Source organism: Xanthobacter pseudotagetidis (assembly GCF_043194795.2).
In the GTDB taxonomy this organism is placed as follows: domain Bacteria; phylum Pseudomonadota; class Alphaproteobacteria; order Rhizobiales; family Xanthobacteraceae; genus Xanthobacter; species Xanthobacter tagetidis_A.
This window is the reverse complement of record NZ_CM195534.1, coordinates 1,994,541-2,016,841: the sequence shown is the minus strand read 5'-3', so window position 1 is coordinate 2,016,841 and position 22,301 is coordinate 1,994,541. Positions and strand designations below refer to the sequence as shown.

Here is a 22,301-nt window from a genome sequence, read left to right as displayed (position 1 = left end):
GGCCTGGACAAAAGCGAGGAATCATATCGAAATCGCTTTGGACGCATGGATGTAAGACGCAATGGATTTTAGAATCGTTGAATTCACAACCGCGCCCAGCAGCGGCAACGAAGTTTTGCTCGTCCGGGACAATTGGAACGACTGGTTTACCTGGGTTACCCAGTTCTATGTGATTGTGGTCACGCAGGACAATCAGCGAATCGATATCGGCCACGTGAAGATCGCCCGGGCAGGTATGACGGACCAGTCCGCCATCACTTCGGCTTGGCTGCCAGTCTCTTTCTCACGCCTCGATGCGCCATGGTTCTCGATTGGCCAAACTGAAAATTACTATGAACAGCTCAACGAACTCGGTGATCCATATCGCGACTGGTTTCTCGATGCGATTCGCGATATCGCGAAGACCCCTGCGATTCTGGAAGAATATCAGGCCGAAGAAGTACTAAGGCGGTCACTGCTGCGCGATATCGATACAGATCGAGTGCGTAACCGCTTCAACCGGCTCGCGACTGGCGATGCTGCGCTGACCAATTTCGCGTTCCGCTTTACGTTTCCGGGTGATCCGCGCACGATGGACGCTCCGCCGCAGCTCAGCTTCCAAGTTACCCCCGCGTCCAAGCCCCCTACAAATGTCCATGTCGTCATCGGCCGCAACGGTGTAGGCAAGACGCGTTGCTTCGATTTTCTATCGCGAGCCTTCTTCGGCCTTCCGGCCCGCGACGGCGGGCCTGCAGGCGAGATCGGGCCGCTCGATCTACTGGGGCAGGTCAGTCCGTTCTCGGGAAAGGGCCACGGCTTCGCAGGCCTAGTCACGGTTTCGTTCAGCCCTTTCGACGAATATGGCCCCCTTGTATCCTCGAACTCCCGACTGGAGGTGAGGTACGCCTATATCGGACTTATCCGCGAATCGGCAGAACAGATCTCGCCGCCTGGCGACAACGACGACGAACTGGCGACGCTTACCATCAAGGGGCGCCCGGAACTCGCCCGGGATTTCATTAAGAGCATTGCAGCCTGTCGCGGCGCCGCACGACGACGACGCTGGCTGCGCGCGGTCGAGCTGCTCGAGGCCGATCCCTTGTTTCTTGACGCGAACGCCAGAGCCGTGGTCGACGATACAGCCGAAGGCTGGGAGGGTCGCACGCGCAAATGGTTCCGGCGACTGAGCTCGGGACATTGTGTCGTCTTGCTGACAATATCGCGTTTGGTTGAGCTGGTAGAGGAAAAGTCGCTCGTCCTGATCGATGAGCCCGAGGGGCACCTTCATCCGCCGCTGTTGTCAGCCTTTATTCGCGCGCTGAGTGAGCTTCTAATTAATCGTAACGGCGTCGCAATTGTCGCAACGCACTCGCCGGTCGTACTGCAGGAGGTGCCGCGCTCGTGCGCGTGGGTGCTAAACAGGACGGGTGTCGCCTCGCGCGCCGACCGACCCGAACTAGAGACCTTCGGCGAGAATGTCGGCATTCTCACGCGTGAGGTATTCGGGCTTGAGGTCATTCAGACCGGGTTTCACCGCCTTATCAGCGAGGCTGTGCAGCAAGGTGGGTACGACGAAGTCATCGCGCAGTTCGGCGACCGTCTTGGTGGTGAAGCGCGATCGCTAGCGCGTGCACTCAGCATAGTCCCACCACTGTCGCCCGATGCGGATGAGTAAGTGATCTAAAATGCGCACCTTACCGATTCCCGCTGATACGCAAGCCGACGTGTTCGCAATGTGCCTGATTGGGACGACCGAGCCTGATCTACAGGCTCGTCTGACGGCGATCACCCAGACTCTTGCCAACACCGGTGCAACCTATCAGCAAAACGCCACGGTGGCGGCACTCAACCTTATCCCGCGCGTCCTGTCGGTCGGCGCGGTTACCAAGCCAGAGCTGATAGGGCTCTACGAAGCGCATCTAAGCACGACTAACGGCGCGGCCCGCGCCGTCTATGACCGAATCCGCAACGCTGCGCCGAATAACCGTTGTCCACTGTGCGGCGTGGGTAATGTCGCGCATTGCGACCACCATCTGCCCAAGTCACGCTATCCAGATCTCTCAATCTTGCCGATCAACCTCGTGCCGGCCTGCCATTTCTGCAACTATAAAAAGCGCGAGAAATACCCTGCCACAGCCGGACAACAGACCTTTCACCCCTATTTTGATCAGCACCTGCTGGCGGAAAACTGGGTGCGGGCGACACTCAATCCCGGCCCCCCGCCGGTGCTTGTGTTCGACACGGCTGCTCCCCCGGCATGGCCCGCGCTAGATCAAGACCGAGTTCGGCGGCATTTCGATGCGTGCGGACTAGCGATGACCTTCACAACCAACGCCAACGACGAATTGCCCATCGTTCGGGATCGATTGAAATTGCAGGCGGGTCGCGGTGGGGCGCAAGCGGTCCAACAATTCCTCGACGAGGAGCGCGATCTCCATTCGACGCGGCCCAACAGTTGGCAATACGCGACCTATCGCGCGCTCGCGGCCGACGCATGGTTCGTGACCGGCGGCTATCTCACCATCCCGTGACGGCCTTCGCGGCGAAAACACTGAGCGTCTTTTCTTACCCGCGAATCGAGATGGCAGCTTTTGAGATTGGCTATTTACTTGCTAAACGTCCGAAACGGGGCGCGAAGCGGAAGGTCCGCTATCGAGCATCAACCGAGCTTCCGATCCTAGCGCATGTCGTTGAAAGAGTCGGTGTTGAAGCGTGGTGACATCGGCGCTCAGGCAGATGGTTAAGCTGCGCCGTGCGGTTCGACCACGCGGAGCAGCTGTCTACGAATGTCCGAAGCTGATGCCGCCAAATCCACGGTCGCGAAACGCAAGACATGCCCCTGTATCGTGACTGCTTCGTCCATCATCTGGTCGATTGCCGGATGCAACAGCAAGCCGCTGGCGCTGTCTGCCAAGGCATCACCGCGGCCTGCCTGAGAGCGGAGGTATGCATAAATCTGGTACAGGTAACCGCTCCGCAGCGTTTCTTGCTTGTACCAGCCACTGGTCAGAATTGAGTTGAATTTCGTATCGATCACAATGCGGCGGCCCGACGGTCGATGGGTCAGAACGATGTCGGTCCGCATGTGGGGAAGGATCGCCCCGATCCCGCTTGTCGCATGTTCGATCTGCCATTGCAGGGCGCTGCCCCGCCGAACCTCCCAGCCCGCGGGGGCGAGAACAACCTCGTAAAAGCCGCCGACCGCGCGTTCAAACAAACGTCGCGCCCAGACCTCATCACGATCCGGCATAGCGAAACTGCTTGCTCCAGCTGCTTCGGTTGGCAAGGCGAGGTCGAACACCAATCTAGCGGCAGCCACCATCAGTCTGTCGTCTGCGTCGTGACGCCCAAATCGATCGAGACTCATCTGCTTGATCGTCGGGACATCGCCGGAAATACCCATGGACTTCATGGAATTTGCCAGCTGTCGGCAGCGATGTGCAAGATCGCGCCGGAGGCCGAACCTAGAGACCGATTCCAGCGCTGCGCGGACGAAGCGATTTCGCGGAGTATCGACGGTGAGCTCGTCGAATCGGCACGATATCAAACCACGCGAGAGTAGCTGACGCCGCTCTGTCGTTAGGACATCAATCCGGCCGCGGACCCTGCACAGAACGGCATGGTTCTGCTGGAAGCCAAAACTGAACTGCCTGCGCTGACGTTCCTCCACGGCGTGCACCAGGATCTCTGCGACTAGGTCGGGCAGGTTGTCCGGCATCCCTTCCAACGCCACCATCGTGCCGCCCAGCACGCGGAAGAGATCAGAGTCGTAGAGCATCAGAAGCCACAGATTCCGGATGGGGATCTGGCCAACGAGGCCAGCCCCTCCCGCGACCACTCTGTTATTCGAGACAACGGCCTGGTCCATTACCAGCCCTGCATCAGCGTATCGAACGCCTTCTGCGGCTCGCCGGATGCATCGAACCAGTATTCCTCCAAGAGAGGCAGTATCTCTGTCTGCGCGACCCGACGGAACCAATCCCTGGTCTCGCCCTCTTGAAGTACGTGAGTGGGCGTTACGTAGCTGTGCCCAATCCTGAACTGCTTACCGAGGCGTAAGTCGGCTGCGATCCGCTCATTCATCGTCATCAGACGGGTCTCGATGTTCTTCGCTCCGTCCGGGTCCATCTTGCACACGTCGACGACCCACCTCCGCCAAGCTTCGCCTAGCCTGGGTTCTAGACTCACAAACGCGAACCGCCTGCGCAGTGCGAGGTCAACGAGAGCGAGCGAACGATCTGCAATATTCATCGTCCCTACGACGAAGACGTTCTCGGGGATGTGGACGGGTCGACGTTTGCCATCGGCGTCCGCGTAGCAAAGTTCTATGGCGTCCTTGGGCGTGCGCTTGCCCGCCTCTAATAGCGTGAGGAGTTCGCCGAAAATCTGGGCCGGATTCCCACGATTGATCTCCTCGATGACTACCACGTATTTCGCGCCCGGTTCCTTCAGGGCTGCGGTGATCACCTCCATGAATGCGCCATCAACCAACGCGAGCTTGCCGTCGCCAGTTGGCCGCCAACCGCGAACAAAGTCCTCGTAGGAAAGGTTGGGGTGGAACTGAACGACACGCACTTTGCTGTCGTCACGCGCTCCGACCAGCGCGAAGGCAAGCCGCTTCGCGAGCCACGTCTTCCCTGTGCCTGGCGGTCCTTGCAGGATCAGGTTCTTCTTGTCGCGAAGCCTGGCAAGCATGCCTTCAATCTCAACAAGGCTGAGGAAGCAGCCGTCGGAGACGATGTCCTTCACGGTGTATGGACTAGTGGGCGGTGGCGGCGGTGTGATGGCCTGATCGACGTTCGCGGCAGTCTTTCCATCATCAGTCTCACCGTCTTCCTCGCCTCGCCCTTCAATCTCATCCTCGCTGGGTCCGCTCCCAACCTTGTGTCGCCACGCCTCGAGCGACAGCTCTGGGAATGAATGAACAGGATAGTCTACTTCTTCGAAGCGCGTCCGCAGTTTGCGGACCAAATCGACGTAGTCTGTTGCGCTGCTGCGGCCGTTCTGACCACTGGCGACGATCTGTATGCGAAGTCGTTCGGCAATGTAATTTCTAGAGTTTCTGTCGAGGCTCGCGAACACCCATGGCTGCGACCAGTATAGGCCAATGGTAAGATTCCATCCCACAAGCGGGCGACGCATAGCGTCGTCGAACGCCTGAACGAATTCGATGCGCGCGGCATCGTCTTCCGTGTCGGCCAGCTCGATGCCGGCCGAAAATACGCGCCACAGGGCATCAATGTGATCGCGCGTACGATCGACCTCGCGCGGAAAGAACCAGGACTTCATCTGGAATAGCACCGGAACGCCATCGAACGACTCCGGAACCTTCTCAGTTACCCCGAGAAACGACGCGAGTTCCCCCGCGATGGAGCGCCGGTTCTCGGTGGTCACGCCCCGATTGAACAGCCCCATCACGGTGAAGGGGCAGATGTCCCGGACGAAGCCACCGCCATCAGCATATCGGTCGCTACTGAGATACCCCATCCCTTGCAGGCGTCGCGACATGTCTTCGATAAAGGCTACGAGCGGTCCGCGGTCCCTCCGGTACTTCAGTAGCGCCGATGCGACGGCTTCGTAGAACGACGTCCAGGCGAAACGGTTGGGTGACCCGGCAAGCTTTGTCCCGAAGCGCTCGCGCCAATACGGCGCATTGCAGAAGCGCTCGATGTCCTGGGGCTGTCTATTGAAGGCGAAATTGATCAGGCCATCAGCTTGCCAATCGCCCGGCAGAACGCGCCAGACGGTCACACGATGGGTGAAAAAGTACCACTCCCGCGGCGGCTCTACCTTCGTCCATTCGACACGGATGCGCCGTCCATCGTTGATATTTTCGATCACCTTGCCTATGGCCTTGATCACCATCACCGAAACGGAGCGACCGTGGTTTTCGAAGGGCAGATCGTGCTTGCGCGTATATGCAGCCTTGATCGCAATCCGATCTCCGGGCCGCATCGCCTGGACGAGGTCTACATAGCGGTCAGTGTATCCGTTCTCCCAGATACCTTCGGAGAGAAATCGCTCAGTCTGATCCGCGCTCCCGCCGTAGCTTGCACCGACGAACCAAAATTGAGCGCCTGGGCTTTCTGTTTTGAAGTTCATCCGTCGACCCTGTGTTGCACTCAATTTAAGGAGATATAGGCATTTGTTGATGACCGCATCCTAACAGTTCATGCATCGCTTGGCCTTGGGACCCTCGCAACGACAGTCGCTCGAATCATCCCCATACTTCCGGCATCTACACATAGCCTATTCTCCCGGAGTGTGTTGCTATGAATGTCGCCCTTCTGCAGTTGAGCCCGAGTCCGCTCCTGGCGCGGAATCGAAAGTCCGTTCGTAGCGGTGAGTGCAATAAGCGTCGTTACAGCGTCTCAGAAATCAAAATATCTGAGACATTCTTCGCCTTCTTGTTTTTCAACGACTTGATTGTCTCATTTATTAGTCTCATAATGTGCAGATGATCGTTGGCTATGCACGCGTTTCAACTGATGGGCAGACGCTCGAAACCCAGATCGAACACCTCAAATCCATAGGCTGCGAGAAGATATTCGCCGAGACGGCGAGCGGAGCAAAGACCGACCGACGCGAGCTGCGGCGCTGCGTTGCGAGCCTGTCTGAAGGCGACGTGCTCATGGTGGTCCGGCTCGATCGCTTGGCACGGTCGACACGGGACCTGCTGAACGTGCTGGCAGAGGTGGGGGAGAAGGGCGCGGCTTTTCGATCCCTTTCTGACGCGTGGGCAGACACTACGACGCCCCATGGTCGGCTAATGCTGACAGTGCTTGGCGGCCTCGCCGAGTTCGAGCGCGAGTTGATCAAGGCCAGAACAAGCGAAGGGCGTACGCGAGCAAAGGCGCAAGGCATCAAGTTCGGGCGCAAACACTCGCTGACAATCGAGCAGCGCGCCTACGTCGCAAAGCTTCGCCAAGCCGGCGAGAGCGTCCGCCAAATCGCGCGCATCATGGGCGTGAGCAAAGCGACCATCAGCCGAATTACTCCCGACCCTTGATTGGAATGGCGCCGCCCTGACAGCGGCGCAGACCTTATCACTGCTTGAAACAGTGCTCGCGGTGCCAGCTGAGAAAGCGGGGGTGCGGTCGTTCGAATATGCGCCGCGGCGCCAGAGCACGGCCGCTTCGGTTGATGAAAGCGCGCACGCCATCGGGATCGTTGGCCTGCCGCGATATCAGGATCTCCAATTCGTCCGACAGGCTGATCAGTCCGCGGTCGAACATCCAATGCGCGGTGCCGGACAGAGCCAGGCCATTGCTGATGATGTCCGGACCATTGGCCTGGACCGGCTGAATGTGCGCGGCCGCTACCTCTGCCCGTCCTCCACCATTGATCAGCTTGAGGCCGCTGATCGCGCAGCGTTCATCATATGCCTTGAGCACGGTGCGGCGGAAAACGCGATCTCGAACGAGGCGCGAAGACAAGTAGCTGACACGCGCGCGGCTCTCCTCGAAGGCGAAAGGGACATGCTCCTCCTGAAAGCCATCTAGAGGCGCATCGCTGTCGACGCGCGGCAGTATGGTCGGCCCGTCCCCAAGCCCCCGAGCAAGGATGCGATCGAAATCGGCTGGCGAGAGCGAGCGCACGGCGGCCTGAGCGCGACCGGAAATGCGTCCGTCTTCGTTCAACAGCCCTTGTTCGATGACACCCGCCGCATCGGTGAAAGGCACCGCGTTGGGGAAATCGAGGTAGCTGCCGGGCTCGATCAGCGCGAGAAACATGCCAGGAGCTGTTGGGTCAGGCACCACGTCCGCGACCTTGGCGATGGCAAAGTAGCCACGCGTCTCCACCACCTTTCGGGGTTCGTAATAGACGATCCAATCACCGGCACAGGCCTCCACGCGGCCCAGATACTGGCGCGGGAACTGATACCGCTCCGCCGGGCTGTCGTCGTAGATCGAATCGGTTCTGTGGATGAAGACGCCGAATCCCATGGCCTTACCTTAGCGCTTCAGCCTGCCCGGATGCAGGGGACCGGTCGACGTTGTGCCGAATGGGAGCGGGCTCAACCGCGTGCCTGGATGGCGAGCGCAACGAGATCAGATGCACTTGGCCGGAGGCTGTCGCGGTCGTTTCCGAGTATGGTGCCGGCCTGCGTCATTCTCAGCGCTATCCGCAACAGCGTGATGCCTACGAAGTTCTTTCAAGCCGCAACCGCCTGACACGCGCGAGAACGTTGGCGATGATGAGGGCGTGCAGGGCGATAGCCAGGCCCAGCGCCGCATAGTGAAAGCTGGCGCCGACAGGCCCAACCGCGAAAATCGTCCATAGACTGAGCGGCAGGAATACGAACAGCGCCGTTCCCAGTCCGGGATTGTAGCAGCGCAAGCGCAGGGCGGCGCCGATGTGGGTGATGCCGTTCACCAGCATCGCATAGGGGGCCACCAGCCCATAGCCGGCGCCCCAAAGATACGCCGCATAGAGCGCAGCCAGATTGAGGCCCCAGACGACCGGAATGTTGATGACAAGGACCGCTGCGACGCTGAGCGCATCGCGGCCGCCAAAGATCCGTTGATTGACGAAGGTGCGGAACCGGTCTCCCGAGTGCTCCTCCACCTGGTGAAGCATGTAGCCTGGGCTGTGAAGGAATATCAGCACGAACGGCAAGGCATAGGCGGCGTGCAGCAAGGGCAAGATCGCGAGGAGCGCCGCCGCCATGAACCCGGCCGCCGCCACCCAGCGGCTTGCAAGCCACAGCTTCAGGTCTTTCATCGGCACGGCCCCCCACGGCGAGAAGGATGCCGATACTATCGGCGCAGCCGCTTTCCGAAAGCCTCATGCTCCTTGGGAGGATGTGCAGCGCGCCTATGAATTCGGGAGCGCTATGCACCCCCGGCATCGAGCATGATCTGGACGCTAAGGCGGGCGACAATGCCCGCAGGTGACACGCGTATCGGACGTCGAGCCCATCTCGGCCCGAGACACATCACCCCGAGACAAGAGAAGGAGGCCTGCGCCATGACGAACCGACCGGACAAGCAGCTCGATCGCCGCGACTTCATGATCGCGTCAGTGGCTACGGTTGGGGCTTCGGCTGCGCTCGTGGCGGATGCCGGTTCCGCCAGCGCCCAGGCCCCGGCACCGTCCTCCGCCAGCCCGGCGCCTGGTGTGCGCGCGGCCACGGTCTATACCGGCGACACCATTCAGGGGAAGAAGGTCGTCAGCGCCCTCGATGTCGCCGACCTGGAGCCCGGCAGGACGCACCGCCTGTATTTCCAGGGCGTCGAGATGTCCACCGGGCAGCACTGGTATGTCTCCGTGACGGTCGCCAAGGGTGCAAGGCCAGGCAAGCGCGTCGTCCTGGTCAGCGGCGTGCATGGGGACGAGATGAGTTCGGTGCACACGGTGCAGACGGTGATGAACCAGCTCGACCCGCGCGAGATGTCCGGCACGGTGATGGCGGTCACGGACGTGTCTCGCCCCGCGCTGGAAGGCATGCAGCGCCGCTGGCCCAATGCCGGAAGGGGTGCCGATCTGATCGACATGAACCGGGAATGGCCGGGCAACGAGAACGGCTTGACCGCGCCGAGCCGGCATGCCGGCCTGCTGTTCAACCGGCTGCTCCGGCCGAATGCCGACGCCGCCATCGACTTTCACACCGGCACCACTGGCTTCGACGTCACCGCGTTCAATATCGGCGGCATGGACATCCCGGCGGTCAAGGCGATGGTGGAGCTGTTCCCGGTCGGCCAGATCTTCGACAATCACGTCTATCCCGGCGTGCTGCACAACGCTTTCATCGACGCGGGCATCCCTGCGTTCACCCCGGAGATCGGCGCCGCGCGGGTCCTGGACCTCGAGATGGTCGCGATGTTCGTCGAAGGCACGATGAACGTCCTCAAGCACCACGGCATCATCGCCGGGCCGATGGGGCGCACCGGCAAGGACGTGGGCGTCTTCGTCGGCAACAGCGCGCTCCCGGTGCTCGCGACCCAGGGCGGGCTGGTCGAGCATCTGGTCAAGCTGAACGCCAAGGTCGCGGCCGGGCAGAAGGTGGCGATCCAGCGCGACAGCTTCGGCGAGGTGGTCGCGGAATATGTGAGCCCAGTGGCCGGAGAAATGACGGGACAGCGCAGCGACGCTATGGCCGAGCCGGGCAACCCCCTGGCGTTCATTCTGTTCCAGAAGGATGGAGCGGAGGGGACCGAGAACTATCCCGAGTAGCGGCATGCGTCCCGCCACTGCATTGATCTCACGGCGCACGCCAATGGAGATGCGGTAAGGAGAGTTAGCAACCGCGCGGGCTGCGTAGGCGGCAGTTGCGCCAGAAGGAAGCCTTGCCAAGAGCGTGTGTGAATGTCCGGTGTAGGGCCAGTTGCGGACAGTCCGCTTCTGCGTGTAGATCGTAGGAAGCTGAAATTCGAATCCCGACCCCATTGCTGACATCCATGGCTTGCACCGCGAGACATGCGTAGCTTCAACCGTTACTTGATTGACCCACACGTTTTTGGATGTCGGATCGCCCCTCGCCCTCAGTCTCGGAAAGATGACGGACTAGGAGAGACATGGCAGATAGCGCTATCGACAAAGTACGCGCGTCGCGAGATGGGCACCAATACCACGAAGCTTGGTTGGCGAGGCGCGCGTTGGCGTTGCTGCTACCACGCGACAAGCTATGCGGGATTGCCGTGGAAGGGCTGTCTGTTGAAGACCAGCAAGGTGCCAACCAGGCGATTATCGAGATCGCGGATGCTACCTTCTACTACGGTCCGGCGCCAAATTTTCGAGATGCGACGCGCATCGAAATAGCGCAATTCAAATATTCGATTGCAAAAGAGACAACAAATTTTCTCGCCTCAGATGCCGCAAAGACGCTTGGAAAGTTTGCGAAATCAGAAGCGGCGCTCGTATCGAAATCTGACCATTTGAGCGCGGCAGGCAAGATTGCTTACGCAATCTACACCAATCGACCCATCAGTCCCGAACTGATCGGGGCCGTCTCTTCTTTGGCAGAAGGGACCGTGCCGTCGAATAAAAAAATCCGCGCACAGTATGACCAACTCTTAGCTACGATTCCTTTGAATGGCGAACAACGCAAGGTGTTTGCGGCCAAGCTGTCGCTCTTTGGTCAAGGTGGCGATCTGCGTACAGTCGAAAATGGCAATGCGCGGATCATTGCCGACTGGTCGGCATCGAGTGACGCCATTGCCCGCGCTAGGCTGGGTGAGCTTCGGCAATTGGTGCGTAACAAGGCCGGTCACGCCGGGCAGCAGAACAACATCATCACGCACATCGACGTGCTGGCGGAACTCGGAATTGCTCACGAGCGCGACCTCCTTCCCACTCCGCAGGCGTTTGCTGAACCGGGTCCGGTCGTCGAACGCGAGCAATTGCGCCCGTTCCTAAATGAGCTGGCCAGCTCAAACCTATGGATTGTTCATGCAGCCGGCGGCGTTGGCAAGACGGTCTTCCTTCAGAGCGTCGCAACTCGCCTGGCCGAGACCGACGAAGTAGTCATCTTCGATTGCTTTGGCGGTGGCGCCTACCGTTCCCCCCTCGATGTGCGGCATCGCCCCGAGCAGGGATTGATGCACATCGTCAATGAACTCGCATGTCGTGGCCTGTGTGATCCCATCCTTCCTGGCGCCACCGATCCGACAGAGGTGGTGCGCCGGAGTGTCCAACGTTTCTCGCAGTCGATTGAGGCCTTGCGCCGCGTCCACCCTGCGGCGCGTCTGATTGTCATGATCGACGCCGCCGACAATGCAGCCATGGAGGCACGCGACCGGAGGCAGGCCTCATTTCCACAGATGTTGCTTGAGAGTTTGTCGTACCTTTCGCCGTCCGTCGATGGTCTCGTGTGTATCGCGACGGCGCGGACCGAGCGTCGGGCGCTGGCGATTGGCCGGAGCCAGTGCAAGGAATTCGCGCTCAGCGCATTCTCGATCTCCGAAAGCCAGGCCTTTATCAAGAAGCGGCGTCCCGAAGCCACGGCTTCCCAGATCGAAGCCATTCACCGCCGTTCGAACGGCAATCCCCGGGTGATGGCCAATCTGATTGAACCGGATCGATCCTTGGCCGAAGTCGATACCGGTGCCGCCGATATCGATCTGAACGATCTCATTCGCCAGAGAATTGAGAAGGCGATACGCCTAGCCGATGACAAGGGCAGCACGCGCCAGGAAGTTGCTGCGTTTCTTTGCGCCCTTTCGGTACTTCCTCCTCCGGTCCCAGTCGACGAAATGGCGGCAGCGTTCGGAATTGCTGGTTCCGAAGTGGAAAGCTTCGCAGCGGACCTCTCGCCGCTTCTGGAGCGTACACGCCACGGGCTTATCTTCCGCGACGAACCGACGGAAACGTTGGTTCGGCAATCCTACGGGCAACAACTCCCGCTGCTGCAAGGCGTCGCAACACGTTTGACCAGCTCACAGGGATCTTCGGTTTATGCGGCCCGGTCTCTTCCCGCGCTGCTCTTTGCGATGGGACGGACCGATTTACTGCGTGCTCTGGCATTCGATACTCGATTCCCGGCTGAACTCGACAGCGATCTGGCAAAACGCGCTATTCGGCTCAATAGGCTGCGGACGGCGGTCGGAGCGGCCGCCAAGGATAAGGATTTCAGCGCCACCGTCGATCTCCTGGTCGAGCTAGCCGCACTCGTGATCGTTGACGAGCGCGGGGAAGACTATTTGCTCGAACAGCCCGACTTGGTGGTCGGTCTCGGCGATCCCGAGGCGTTGCGGCGTCTGTTCGAGACACGCACCGGCTGGCCTGGAACACGCCACGCTCGATTGGCGACCGCCTATATCGCCGACGGCGATAGTCCAGAGGCATACGGGCATGCCGTCAGGGCGGATGACTGGCACCGATGGCACCAACAACAAGATGAGGAAAAACACCGGGGCGGTGGTCCCGAATACAGCGATTTCGCCTCGATCGCCTTCTATCTGTTCGTCAAGGGTAACGCACAAAATCTTGCGAGTTACATCTCCTGCTGGAAGCCGTTCTACGGGTTCCTGGTTGCAAACCGATTGTTAGAATACTGCATAACGGCCGAAGCAAGCGGCAAATTGCCTGAACTTGCGAAGACGATGGTCAGAGTTGTCTCCATGGCTCGAGTACCGCCGGCGCTGATTGTCGCATCATTCGCGAACTTTCCTAACTTTGCTTCCCGGTCCCAAGCACGGTCGTTGATGAAAAAAGTCGCGGCAAAGCTGGGTGCCGCCAAGGATCTTCCTGACGAATTCAGTAGCAGGCAGCACGACGACACATACCGCAAGGCATTGATGCGGTGCGCCGTCCGAATGGCGAATCTCGGCATGACGAGGGAGCTGAATGCGACATTGCTGGTCGCGGCAACCGAACGCTACGGTATTTGGTTGCTGCGTGAAGCGTGGCATATCGAGCGGCTCGTACCGTTTGCGCTCGGCCTCGCCGCCCGCTGCGTGATCGAGTCGCGCATAGCTGACTTCTTCGACTGTCTGCCACAGGAACTTTGGGTGTTGGTCGAGGACGCCCCACGGCCTTCGACGGACAAGGCACAGCGGGAATTGTTGGATCAGCGCCTCAAAGAACTGGAAAGGACCAAGGACGAGACAACGGCGCAAATCGAGGAACGACGGAAGAAAAGCACACTGTCGTCATCGGAGCGATACCACGTATCGGACAGGATTTCTCGCGGCGTCCTCCCTCTGCTTGAATTGGTGAGACAGCTTACGACCATGATCGCAGCTGTGAAATCCGCCGACAGGAAGGTGGCAACATCTGCATTCTTTGATGCATGGAAAACGCAGCAGACGAAGACCAGCGAACGCGGCTCGTATGTCCCGCGTGAGCAGGTGCAATTTGCGAATGCTCTCTACAAGGGATGCGCATTCGAGCTCTTCACAGCGCTCGATCTGCTCACGCCGGTCACCGCCCCGCAATTGGCTGATTGTTTGGAGGCATGCCAAATCTTGGCGCCCGAAACAGTGATCGGCTTCGTCAAACGGCTCGCGGAGCGGCACGACTGTCACAGTCATGCCGGGAGCCTGGCCGTGTTGGCCGTCCGATTGATTGAGCGCGAAGACGAAGTACAACATCGCAGCCAATTGTTCGCCCAACTGTCACGTGCGCTTCTGCGCGCCAATCGCGCCGAAGCCGCATCGGTCTTCAAACGCGGATTGAAGGAGCTCGACGCCATAGGCTCGGGCGACTACGAATTCACGTACGAACTCTTGGAATTTGCGGCCACCTTGCGCGGCGCCGGTTTACCGCCGCCGTTGGCGCTTCGCCTTGCCAAGATTTCCGAGATCAATGTCTATGACTCGCATAAATGGCATTGGCCGCTGACGGCGAGGGCTTTTTCGCGGGTCTCGGGTGCTGCCTACCTCGCACAAATTGCCCGCTGGCATGATCGCGACAAAGTTGATCTGAGCCTTACGCTGCCGTCTGCGCTCACGCATCTAATGAATGACGGCGCATTGAGCCCGGCGTCGGCCGTGTCACTTCTTCGGCTGGTTGATCCGCAGCCTTTGTGGCATTGGGGCTGGAACGATCTCGTCAGGGCCTTGCTTAAGCGAGGTGCTACCGACGCAATTCTGCATGAAGTGCTCGATCAATACGAGCACTCGTTTCCCGGCCGCTCTTCCAGCCACTACCTTGCGGACCTCCGTAAAGCCTTCGATTCCGATCCAAAGATAGCGGCTAGGTTTGTCACGCGCCTCGAGTTTTTTGAACAGCGAGGCACGTTGCGGCGAGAAACCGATACCGAAAGCCGCTCATCTGTGCCGAGCCACACCGGCCCGGATATTGTTCGCAAGAAGGAGGAGGCGATCCGGGAAGCCGTGCTGAAAGATGCGTTGGCCGCTGCCGACCCAGCCGATGCTGCGTCGTTCGAGGGCTTTGTGGAAAAATTGGAAGCTCTGCCCGGTTGGCAGGTCGACAAATCGCAAGTTCATAAGTCGCTGCGTGCTCGCGTTGCCTATGCGGATCGGGCCAAGCACCTGGAAGCTATCGTGTCGGCTCGGAATTTGGAGCTCTCCGAAAAGAATGACTTGATGCAAGCCGTCAAGGACGAGTGGACAAAGGACTCGCCGACTCAACTGGCGTCTCTGTCCGGTTTCGGCGTTCGACTCGTTCGCCAGCATGCCGAAGACCTGATTAGCAAGAAATGGGGCTTTGCTTCCGACATCCACAAACTGTCGGAAGTGACGGGTACACCGATCGACGAACTCGCCATCGCACTGGTCGAGGCGGCGACGACCAGGGAGCTCGATGCCTCGGCGATGACGTGGCTAAGTACCGCGACAATCCTCTCAAAACGCGCCGATGCGGCCGCGCCACGTTCTGCACTTGCCCGTCTACTCGACAGTGGTGCGGCAAGACTCGCGGACGACATCGGCGACGGACCATGGCGCGAAGAGCTGAACGCCGGAACGGACCCGGACCAAATAGCCGCCGGATTGCTATGGTTCGTACTCGGCTCACCGGTTGCCAAGGAACGTTGGCGGGCGGCACATGCGGTTCAAGCGATGGCAAGGCATGGGCATTGGTCCGTCATCGCGCGGATGTTCACGCTGTTCGGTGCTGCCGATGCCGGAGCGTTTCAGGACCGGTCGCTCCCGTTCTTCAAACAGAACGCGCAACTATGGTTTTTGCTGGCCGTTGCCCGCATCGCGCTAGATCATCCGTCCGAAGTATTGCGTTTCCAATCCGATCTTGAAGCAGTGGCCTTCGATGATACCTTCCCGCATGTCGGACTTCGCGAGGCAGCATGTGAGGCCTTGCGGCATTGTCTCGTGGGCCGACGTGATGCGAACGCGAAGAAACTTCAGGCACGTATCGGCAAGGTGAACGTTTCGCCGTTTCCCCTTGCCAGGACGCGCAACAACACCGTCCGGGATTTCCCGCGGGAGCGACCGATAGATTTTCCGGAGCCTAAGCCGCGCTTCGCTTTCGACTACGACTTCGAAAAGGACAAGATCTGCAATTTGGCCAGAGTGTTCGGGCTTCCGAAGTGGCGCATCAACGACCTTAGCCGTGAATGGATTAGGGCATGGGCGCCCAGCGTTACGTCGATGAACGACTTTTCTGGCAGGCATCACCCATACAGTCAGCGCGGCTATTATCGGCCATCTGAGGAAGCGTACCAATCGCACGGCGCTTACCTTGCCTGGCATGCGCTGGCGCTCGTTGGAGGGCGCCTGCTTTTAGAGCGTCCCATTACGGATGAGAGCTACTATGACGACCCCTGGCAGGATTGGCTGTCAGAGTACCGCATCACGCGCAACGACGGTTACTGGATATCCGATGGCACCGGGCGCTACCCCCTGGTTGCGTTGAATGATCTTACAACGGGTGTGGGCGATGAAGCGGAGCAAAATCTGCCAATTGCCGACAAGACATTCCTGCTGTCGCTTGCCGGCATAGGGCGACAGTTGCCGGAGGGCATTGCCGTTCAAGCATGGTGGAACTCGCCGGATCGCGTGGATTGCAGTGTCATGTCCAGCCTAGTCGATCCTAGGCAAGCGGAGTTGACGGCGCTCGCCGTTGCAACATCACCCAGGTTTCATATGTGGCTGCCCTTTCATGAGCCGCATAACGAGGAACATCCGCGTTTCGGTCGCGATGAGATGCAGCCTTGTGAGCCGTGGATTACGCATCTCCAACGGTCGGAGAATTTGGATGAACGCGATCCGTTTGGTGCTCCGTCGGCGCTTTCCATTTATCGGCCCACGGCATCCGTCATCGCACGCTTCCAACTCGCTGCGGTCGAGCCTTGGTCGCATGCATGGCAAGAAAAGAACGGTTCGACAGCGTTTCGATACAATGCGTGGGGCGGCTGGCAAGGCGATGGCGAAAGCGAATACAGGCATACCGGACATGCACTCTATTGCGACCGCGCGTTCCTATCAAAGGTTCTGACCGATCTTGATCGTGACCTTATCGTTCTGGTCAAACTCCAACGCTATCAGGAAGGGAAACGATACGGCGACAAAGCAAACGAAGAAGAACAATTCACTCAGTCATTCGCTGTTGCTGTCTTAGACAAGGAGCTCAACGCTCGCGTAATCGAAGCGACACCGGCGCAAGCAGACGCTGTATTGAAACTTGGTCAGTACGACGTGCACAATTTTGCCAGACGGTTTCGAACCATCAAAGCGCTGGCGTCGGATGAAAAATTAGCGCGCAATACGCGATCAAGTGGAAAGAAGCGTCAATAGCACACCGGCTCCGCCGGCCGGGCTCTACTCGCTTCGCTCCCCGAGCCGCGCCATATCCGGCGTTGCCGGAAGGTACGTCTCGGCCCTGCGGTGAAGATCTCTCACGCAAGAGAACGGGATGGCTGTCTTTGGCTTGCCGCCGTACGTTGCAAAGTCGCGATCTACCTCGTAGGAGGGATCGTCTGATTTCAGATGAAGGCGAACACTGCCTGAGGTCTTCCCCCTCGCAGCGGAATTTCAGCCGATACGCGGATTGGCTCGCTTGGCCGGATCGGCGGACCGGCCGAGGCGAGACGACAGGTGGCTTCATGCCCGGCATAGCCGTTGGTCGCCACGATCAGATAGGGAAACTCGCCGTCGACATCATCGTCGGGCAGATCGCAGGAAACCCCATCCGGCGCCCATACGCCGACGAGCTCGGCCGGCATCTGCTGCGCCTGCGCGGAAAGGCCGCTGGCGGCCAGAAAGATCGCGAGAGCGGCAACGGCAGCGATTTTCATGTTTCGGCCTCTGGCGGCCTTCTGAAACGATGGGCGCCGCCATGGCGCGGCGCTCGGCCTGGCCATGACGGCAGTGTCAACGGGGTCGCCCTCAGGCCCCGGCCGGCTACTGGCTCGCGGGAGCCGCCGGCAGCTCGATCCCCCAGCGCGAGGCGGCATACTGGGCCTCGAGGCTCTCGGGCTTGGCGAACACCCAGCCGCGGTCGAGCAGGTTCTTCGCCGTCAGCTCGTTCCCCTTCATGCCAAGATAGGCGAGGAACGCAGCCTGGACGCCGATGCCGATGAGCGCGCCCATGGGGTTCTCCTCGGTGGCGGTGTTCGAGAGAACCGAGCTGACGATGTTCACCGCCACCATCAGCGCGCCCAGCAGAAAGAGCCGGCGCAGGAACAGCGGGATGCCGAGGAAGGAGGAGAACAGGAACAGCACCCAGCTCCAGCCGACCTTCACCTGCCTCAGCTCACCCGTACGCGGATTTTTCAGAACGACCTTCATGTGATCCCCCAGCGTGTGGAAATAAATGGATCTCAACGGGAAGCGGCGCGCGGCAGGATGCCGTCCTTGAGCAGGACGCCCGTTGATCCATCGGAGAGCGTGACCGGCACGAGCTCGGCCGGGCCTTCCCCCTGCGGCGTGACGATGGCGACGGGCGCGGCCCATGTGACCGTCTCGCCCTGGGCCAATTGGCGGCAGTCGCCGGCGGCGATGAAGGCGTCGCGGACCTGCCGGCGGCCTGGTCCCGGCCTTTGGGAGAGAACCACCGTCATCTGCTGCGGCGTGCGGCAGAACAAGGTGGCGGAGATGACGGGACAGGCGGCACCTTCCCGGCAGTCCGTCCCCATGGTTGCCGGGACCGGCACAGGCACATTCGCCGCGACCACGGGCCGTGCCTTCCTCAGGCGGGTCAGCGCGCGGTCGACCTCCAGGCGTTCGGCCTTGGCTTGATCGAGTTCGGCCTGGACCTGGCTGATGCCGGCGATCCCCGAGAGGGCGGCCTGCGGGTTGAGAGGGTTGCGAAGAAAGGCACCCTGCCGGCTCGCCATCTGGCCCTGAAGCCGGCTGATGGTGCGATCGACCTCGGCCCGCCGGCTCTCCAGCTGCCGGATCTGCGCCTGTCGTGCCGCCTCTTGCCGTGGGGTGTCGTTGGCAGGGGTCCTCGCCGAAGCAGACGGATATCCCACTTGAGGCATGGCTTGCGGAGCCGGCACTGGCGGCAGGCGTCTTGCGCGGCTCTCCTCCTCCCGGCGCAACGCGGCCTGCCGTTCCTCCTCTTCCCTCTGCCTGCGTTCGGCCTGTCTCGCCTCTTCCTCCGCGCGACGCCTCTCCTCCTGGGCCCGCTTCTCCTCCTCGGCGCGCTGCTCCTCGGCCTTCTTGCGCTCCTGCTGTTCAAGCAGGGCCCGCGCCGCCTCGTCCTCTACGGTGGTCAAGGCGGCATCCACCTTGGCGTAGGCCGCATCGTCCTTCAGGGCCTGAATGCCATCCCGCCATCCAATCGGCTTGGCGCTCACCCCCAGATCGCTCGGCACGGCGATCCCGCGCTCGTCCAGGCGCTGGACCCGTTCGGTGAGCCGCTTGAAGCGGATTGTGCCCTTCCTCACCATCGGGTCGGCGATCTCCGACGGGAAAAGCCACTCGGCGGCGTACTGCCGGCGCATATGACGGGCCAGCCTGTCGAGCTGCTGGTCCATGGAGAGGCTGTCCTCCATGGCGTCCCGAAACAGGATGAGCTGCACGAGGCATCGTTCCGCCGGCGAGGCCGGCGTCCTCGAGAGCACGTTGGGATCATCGGCAATCTTGACCTTCGGCATTCTATCGATGGCGACCTGGGCCGGCGTCCCTGCCTCAGGCGGCGCGAGGAGCAGGCCATAGGCGCATGCTCCACCTGCGGCCTCGATCAGCCGGTCATCGATCAGCTTGACACCGCCGCTCGCGAGCAGGGCGGCCATCCCCCAGACGCCGCGCGCATCGAGGGCGCTGAAGTCGGTCGGCAGCACGTACTTCTGCTCGAAGATGCGGTCCTTGTAGCCGAACTCGACGCCGCGCTGGGCGATGGCGGAAACGGGAGAAAGAGCAATCAGCACGCCGAGAGCGAAGGCCGCATTCTGGAAAAGTGAATTGCGTTTCATGGTTGCGATTGCGCACATAATGGACAACTATTAAGATACATTTTGTTCGTAGACGGCACAAGGGGTGCCATGAACATTTTGTTCACATGGACCTGTTTGCAGCCAATCTTCGAGCCCGTGCCGCGGCGCTCAATCTCTCCAACGCCGAAGCCGCCCGTCGGGCCGGTCTGAACGAGCGCCGCTATTTCCACTATGTGAGCGGGGCGAGGGAGCCGGACTTGGCGACGCTGGTGAAGATATCGAAGGCGCTGGGCACCACGCCCGACGCGCTGCTCGGCGTGAAGCGCGACCCTGATGATCTTGCCGAGCCGACGGAACGGTCACAGCTGATCGACCGGATGGTGTCGGCGGTGAACAATCTGGGCGACTACGAGCTGGCGATCGCCGTCCTGCAGGTGGAGGTGATCCTGCGCCTCCAGAACGAGAAGCAGGCCGCTGAGAAGGCCGGCGGCGAATAGGCCAAAAACGCGCCTCGAAAGATCGGCCTTGCGCGCGCGAACACTCTGGATGTATCTAGACAATATCAGACAGAAGAGGATTCGAACCTCTTCTGCAACTTCGCGCGTAGGCACAGATGTAGGCGCGAACGTTTTCCACAATTAAATTTAACTATATTTCACATCGACTTATTGTATTAGTTCGTTTCCCTTCCGCACCATTTCACCGTCGGCCGACGTCCGCCAGCGTCGACTGATCCTGAAAAATCAACAGATCGTCGACAACCTCCGTCTGTGGGCGGCGGAGGACATCGGGTGGCATCGATCGCTTTTGTTGGCCTGATTGTTGGCATCGTCGCACGCCAACAGGTTGGGATGCCAACACGATGCCTTTGTCCGACATTGCGGTTCGCACGACGAAGCCGCAGCCCAAGCCTGTAAAGCTCTCCGACGGCGGCGGCCTTCAACTGCTCGCACGCCGGCCGGTGGGAAGCTCTGGCGTCTCGCCTATCGGTTCGACGGCAAGCAGAAGCAGCTCGCGCTCGGGTCCCACCCCGAGGTGGGACTGGCAGATGCCCGCAAGGCGCGCGACGCCGCTAAGGCCACTCTGGCCACCGGAACAGACCCGAGCGAAAAGGCAAAGGCGGACAAGGCCGCTCGCAAAGTGGCAACCGCGAACACCTTCGGGGCAATCGCCGACGAGCTCATCGCCAAGATGGAGCGGGAGCGCAAGGCGGGGCGTACCATCTCGAAAGTTACCTGGCTTCTTGGCATTGCGCGCCAAGATCTGGAAAATCGCCCCATCAGCGGCATCACTGCAGCAGAAGTCCCCAAGGTCTTGAAGGCCGTGGATGAGCGGGGAAACCACGAGACCGCGAAGCGCCTGCGCGCGACCGTTGGCGGCGTGTTCCGCTATGCGATCGCGACCACGCGCGCCGGGAACGATCCGACCTATGCCCTGAAAGGCGCGTTGACCTCGCCCACAGTGGTTCACCGCGCCGCCATCACCACCCCGAAAGAGCTGGGCGCCCTCCTCCGTGCAATCCAGGGCTTCGACGGCCGGCCCACTACCCGGGCAGCACTTCAGCTGATGGCGATCCTCTTCCCCCGGCCTGAGCCTGTCGGAATTCTGGCTTGAACTATGGGGTGGCCCCAGCCGCGTCTCGCTCGCGATAGCTCCAGCCACTCGACGAACACCCGCCGATCTCCCTTGAGAGCGCAATGCTGATCTCGCTGATGGCCCGTACCGCAGGGTCCGAGCGCCCATAGGGTGAGACGATCAGGAAGTCGTAGCGGTCAATGGGCAGCGGCAGTTTCAGAATCTCAAGTTCACCACCCTTCACCTCCCGTGTGACGAGGATGTCCGGCAGGACCGCTACGCCGATTCCTGAGCGCGCCAGTGCAGCCAACGTGGTCAAACTGTTGCAGCCGAACAAGCGGCGGCGGCGCGGACCCTGCCCATGGCCAAGAAGCCACTCCGACACGTGCCGATGCATGTGGGATTCGCGCGAGAGGGTGAGGATGGGAATCGCGTCCAGCTCCGCGAAGTCCACGAACCGGCCGCCCAATCCGAGAGCGGCGCTCGCATACCAGTGCATGCGCGCCGATCCGAGCGGCAGGCAGGAGATGTCGTGCGCCTCGACCGGTCCGACCACGAAGCCCATGTCCAGCTGGCCGGCGCGCAGCATGCGAATGAGATTCACGGACAGGTCCACAACCACCTCCACCTCCAGAGCGGGGTGGCGCGCGCTCAACGCCGACAGCATCTGCGGGAACCAGCTCAAGGCGACGATCTCGCCGACGCCGATGCGAACGAGGCCGGCGACGGGCGTGTGGCCGACGATGTTCTCCTGGATGCGCCGGGCAAGGGACAGCGCCTCTTCCGCATAGGGGAGCAGCGCGCGCCCGACATCGGTGAGCTGCACCGTGCGGCCGGAGCGGTCGAATACGGTGGCGCCGAGCGAAGTCTCCAGCTCCTGGATGCGCGTCGAGATCGTGGACTGCGTCGCGTTCAGCCGCGCTGCCGCAGCGCCGAACTGGCCGAGCTGGGCGATCCAGTAGAAGGTTTCGAGCTGGCGGAAGTTCATAGTCCCGCATTCAACGGC

General features: G+C 60.7%; 15 protein-coding genes. 7 read left to right on the top strand and 8 right to left on the bottom strand.

What is annotated here, in order from left to right:
- The first annotated feature begins 61 nt into the window (after window positions 1-61).
- Window positions 62-1,654 (top strand): AAA family ATPase, encoded by a 1,593-nt coding sequence (locus tag V5F67_RS09260; protein ID WP_394019042.1) that lies wholly within the window; start codon window positions 62-64, stop codon window positions 1,652-1,654.
- A gap of 10 nt (window positions 1,655-1,664) precedes the next feature.
- On the top strand, window positions 1,665-2,510 hold the full coding sequence (locus tag V5F67_RS09255) for an HNH endonuclease (protein ID WP_394019040.1): 846 nt from the start codon (window positions 1,665-1,667) through the stop codon (window positions 2,508-2,510).
- 209 nt (window positions 2,511-2,719) lie between these two features.
- Here V5F67_RS09255 and mcrC read toward each other — a convergent pair whose 3' ends face one another.
- Both mcrC and V5F67_RS09245 read right to left on the bottom strand, forming a co-directional pair.
- Window positions 2,720-3,847 carry a 5-methylcytosine-specific restriction endonuclease system specificity protein McrC gene (mcrC, locus tag V5F67_RS09250; RefSeq protein WP_394019038.1) on the bottom strand — a complete coding sequence of 376 codons (1,128 nt, stop codon included), beginning with the start codon at window positions 3,845-3,847 and terminating at the stop codon, window positions 2,720-2,722.
- A complete protein-coding gene (locus V5F67_RS09245) occupies window positions 3,847-6,081 on the bottom strand; it encodes an McrB family protein (RefSeq protein ID WP_394019036.1) in 2,235 nt (744 codons plus the stop codon). Before V5F67_RS09245 ends, mcrC begins: the two co-directional genes overlap by 1 nt.
- 355 nt (window positions 6,082-6,436) lie before the next feature.
- Here V5F67_RS09245 and V5F67_RS09240 point away from each other — a divergent pair, with 355 nt between their 5' ends.
- Complete coding sequence (locus V5F67_RS09240) at window positions 6,437-6,988, top strand: recombinase family protein (RefSeq protein ID WP_394019034.1); 552 nt, start codon at window positions 6,437-6,439, stop codon at window positions 6,986-6,988.
- 37 nt (window positions 6,989-7,025) lie between these two features.
- Here V5F67_RS09240 and V5F67_RS09235 read toward each other — a convergent pair whose 3' ends face one another.
- Both V5F67_RS09235 and V5F67_RS09230 read right to left on the bottom strand, forming a co-directional pair.
- Complete coding sequence (locus V5F67_RS09235; protein WP_394019032.1) at window positions 7,026-7,925, bottom strand: HNH endonuclease; 900 nt, start codon at window positions 7,923-7,925, stop codon at window positions 7,026-7,028.
- Between the two features lie 196 nt (window positions 7,926-8,121).
- Window positions 8,122-8,703 carry an HXXEE domain-containing protein gene (locus tag V5F67_RS09230; RefSeq protein ID WP_394019030.1) on the bottom strand — a complete coding sequence of 194 codons (582 nt, stop codon included), beginning with the start codon at window positions 8,701-8,703 and terminating at the stop codon, window positions 8,122-8,124.
- A gap of 246 nt (window positions 8,704-8,949) precedes the next feature.
- On the opposite strand from V5F67_RS09230, the gene V5F67_RS09225 reads away from it, so the two are divergent.
- Both V5F67_RS09225 and V5F67_RS09220 read left to right on the top strand, forming a co-directional pair.
- On the top strand, window positions 8,950-10,155 hold the full coding sequence (locus tag V5F67_RS09225; RefSeq protein ID WP_394019028.1) for a M14 family metallopeptidase: 1,206 nt from the start codon (window positions 8,950-8,952) through the stop codon (window positions 10,153-10,155).
- Window positions 10,156-10,496: 341 nt separating this feature from the next.
- Entirely contained in the window at window positions 10,497-17,135 is a 6,639-nt protein-coding gene (locus tag V5F67_RS09220) for a hypothetical protein (protein ID WP_394019026.1), read from the top strand.
- Window positions 17,136-17,323: 188 nt separating this feature from the next.
- Here the strand turns inward: V5F67_RS09220 and V5F67_RS09215 are convergent, their stop codons facing one another.
- The 3 genes from V5F67_RS09215 to V5F67_RS09205 all read right to left on the bottom strand — a co-directional run bounded on the left by V5F67_RS09215 (window position 17,324) and on the right by V5F67_RS09205 (window position 19,759).
- Window positions 17,324-17,635: a hypothetical protein gene (locus V5F67_RS09215; protein ID WP_394019025.1), complete on the bottom strand. Its 312-nt coding sequence runs from the start codon at window positions 17,633-17,635 to the stop codon at window positions 17,324-17,326.
- A 106-nt stretch (window positions 17,636-17,741) separates the two neighbouring features.
- Window positions 17,742-18,128, bottom strand: a complete 387-nt coding sequence (locus V5F67_RS09210) for a hypothetical protein (protein WP_394019023.1) — start codon at window positions 18,126-18,128, stop codon at window positions 17,742-17,744.
- A 32-nt stretch (window positions 18,129-18,160) separates the two neighbouring features.
- Window positions 18,161-19,759, bottom strand: coding sequence for a hypothetical protein (locus V5F67_RS09205; protein WP_394019021.1), 1,599 nt, complete (start codon window positions 19,757-19,759; stop codon window positions 18,161-18,163).
- Between the two features lie 86 nt (window positions 19,760-19,845).
- On the opposite strand from V5F67_RS09205, the gene V5F67_RS09200 reads away from it, so the two are divergent.
- Complete coding sequence (locus V5F67_RS09200; RefSeq protein WP_394019019.1) at window positions 19,846-20,217, top strand: helix-turn-helix domain-containing protein; 372 nt, start codon at window positions 19,846-19,848, stop codon at window positions 20,215-20,217.
- Between the two features lie 325 nt (window positions 20,218-20,542).
- The gene (locus tag V5F67_RS09195) at window positions 20,543-21,334 is read left to right on the top strand and encodes a tyrosine-type recombinase/integrase (RefSeq protein ID WP_394019017.1); all 792 of its coding nucleotides are present in this window, start codon (window positions 20,543-20,545) and stop codon (window positions 21,332-21,334) included.
- A 1-nt stretch (window position 21,335) separates the two neighbouring features.
- Here the strand turns inward: V5F67_RS09195 and V5F67_RS09190 are convergent, their stop codons facing one another.
- Window positions 21,336-22,283: a LysR family transcriptional regulator gene (locus V5F67_RS09190; protein ID WP_394019015.1), complete on the bottom strand. Its 948-nt coding sequence runs from the start codon at window positions 22,281-22,283 to the stop codon at window positions 21,336-21,338.
- Window positions 22,284-22,301: the final 18 nt, after the last annotated feature.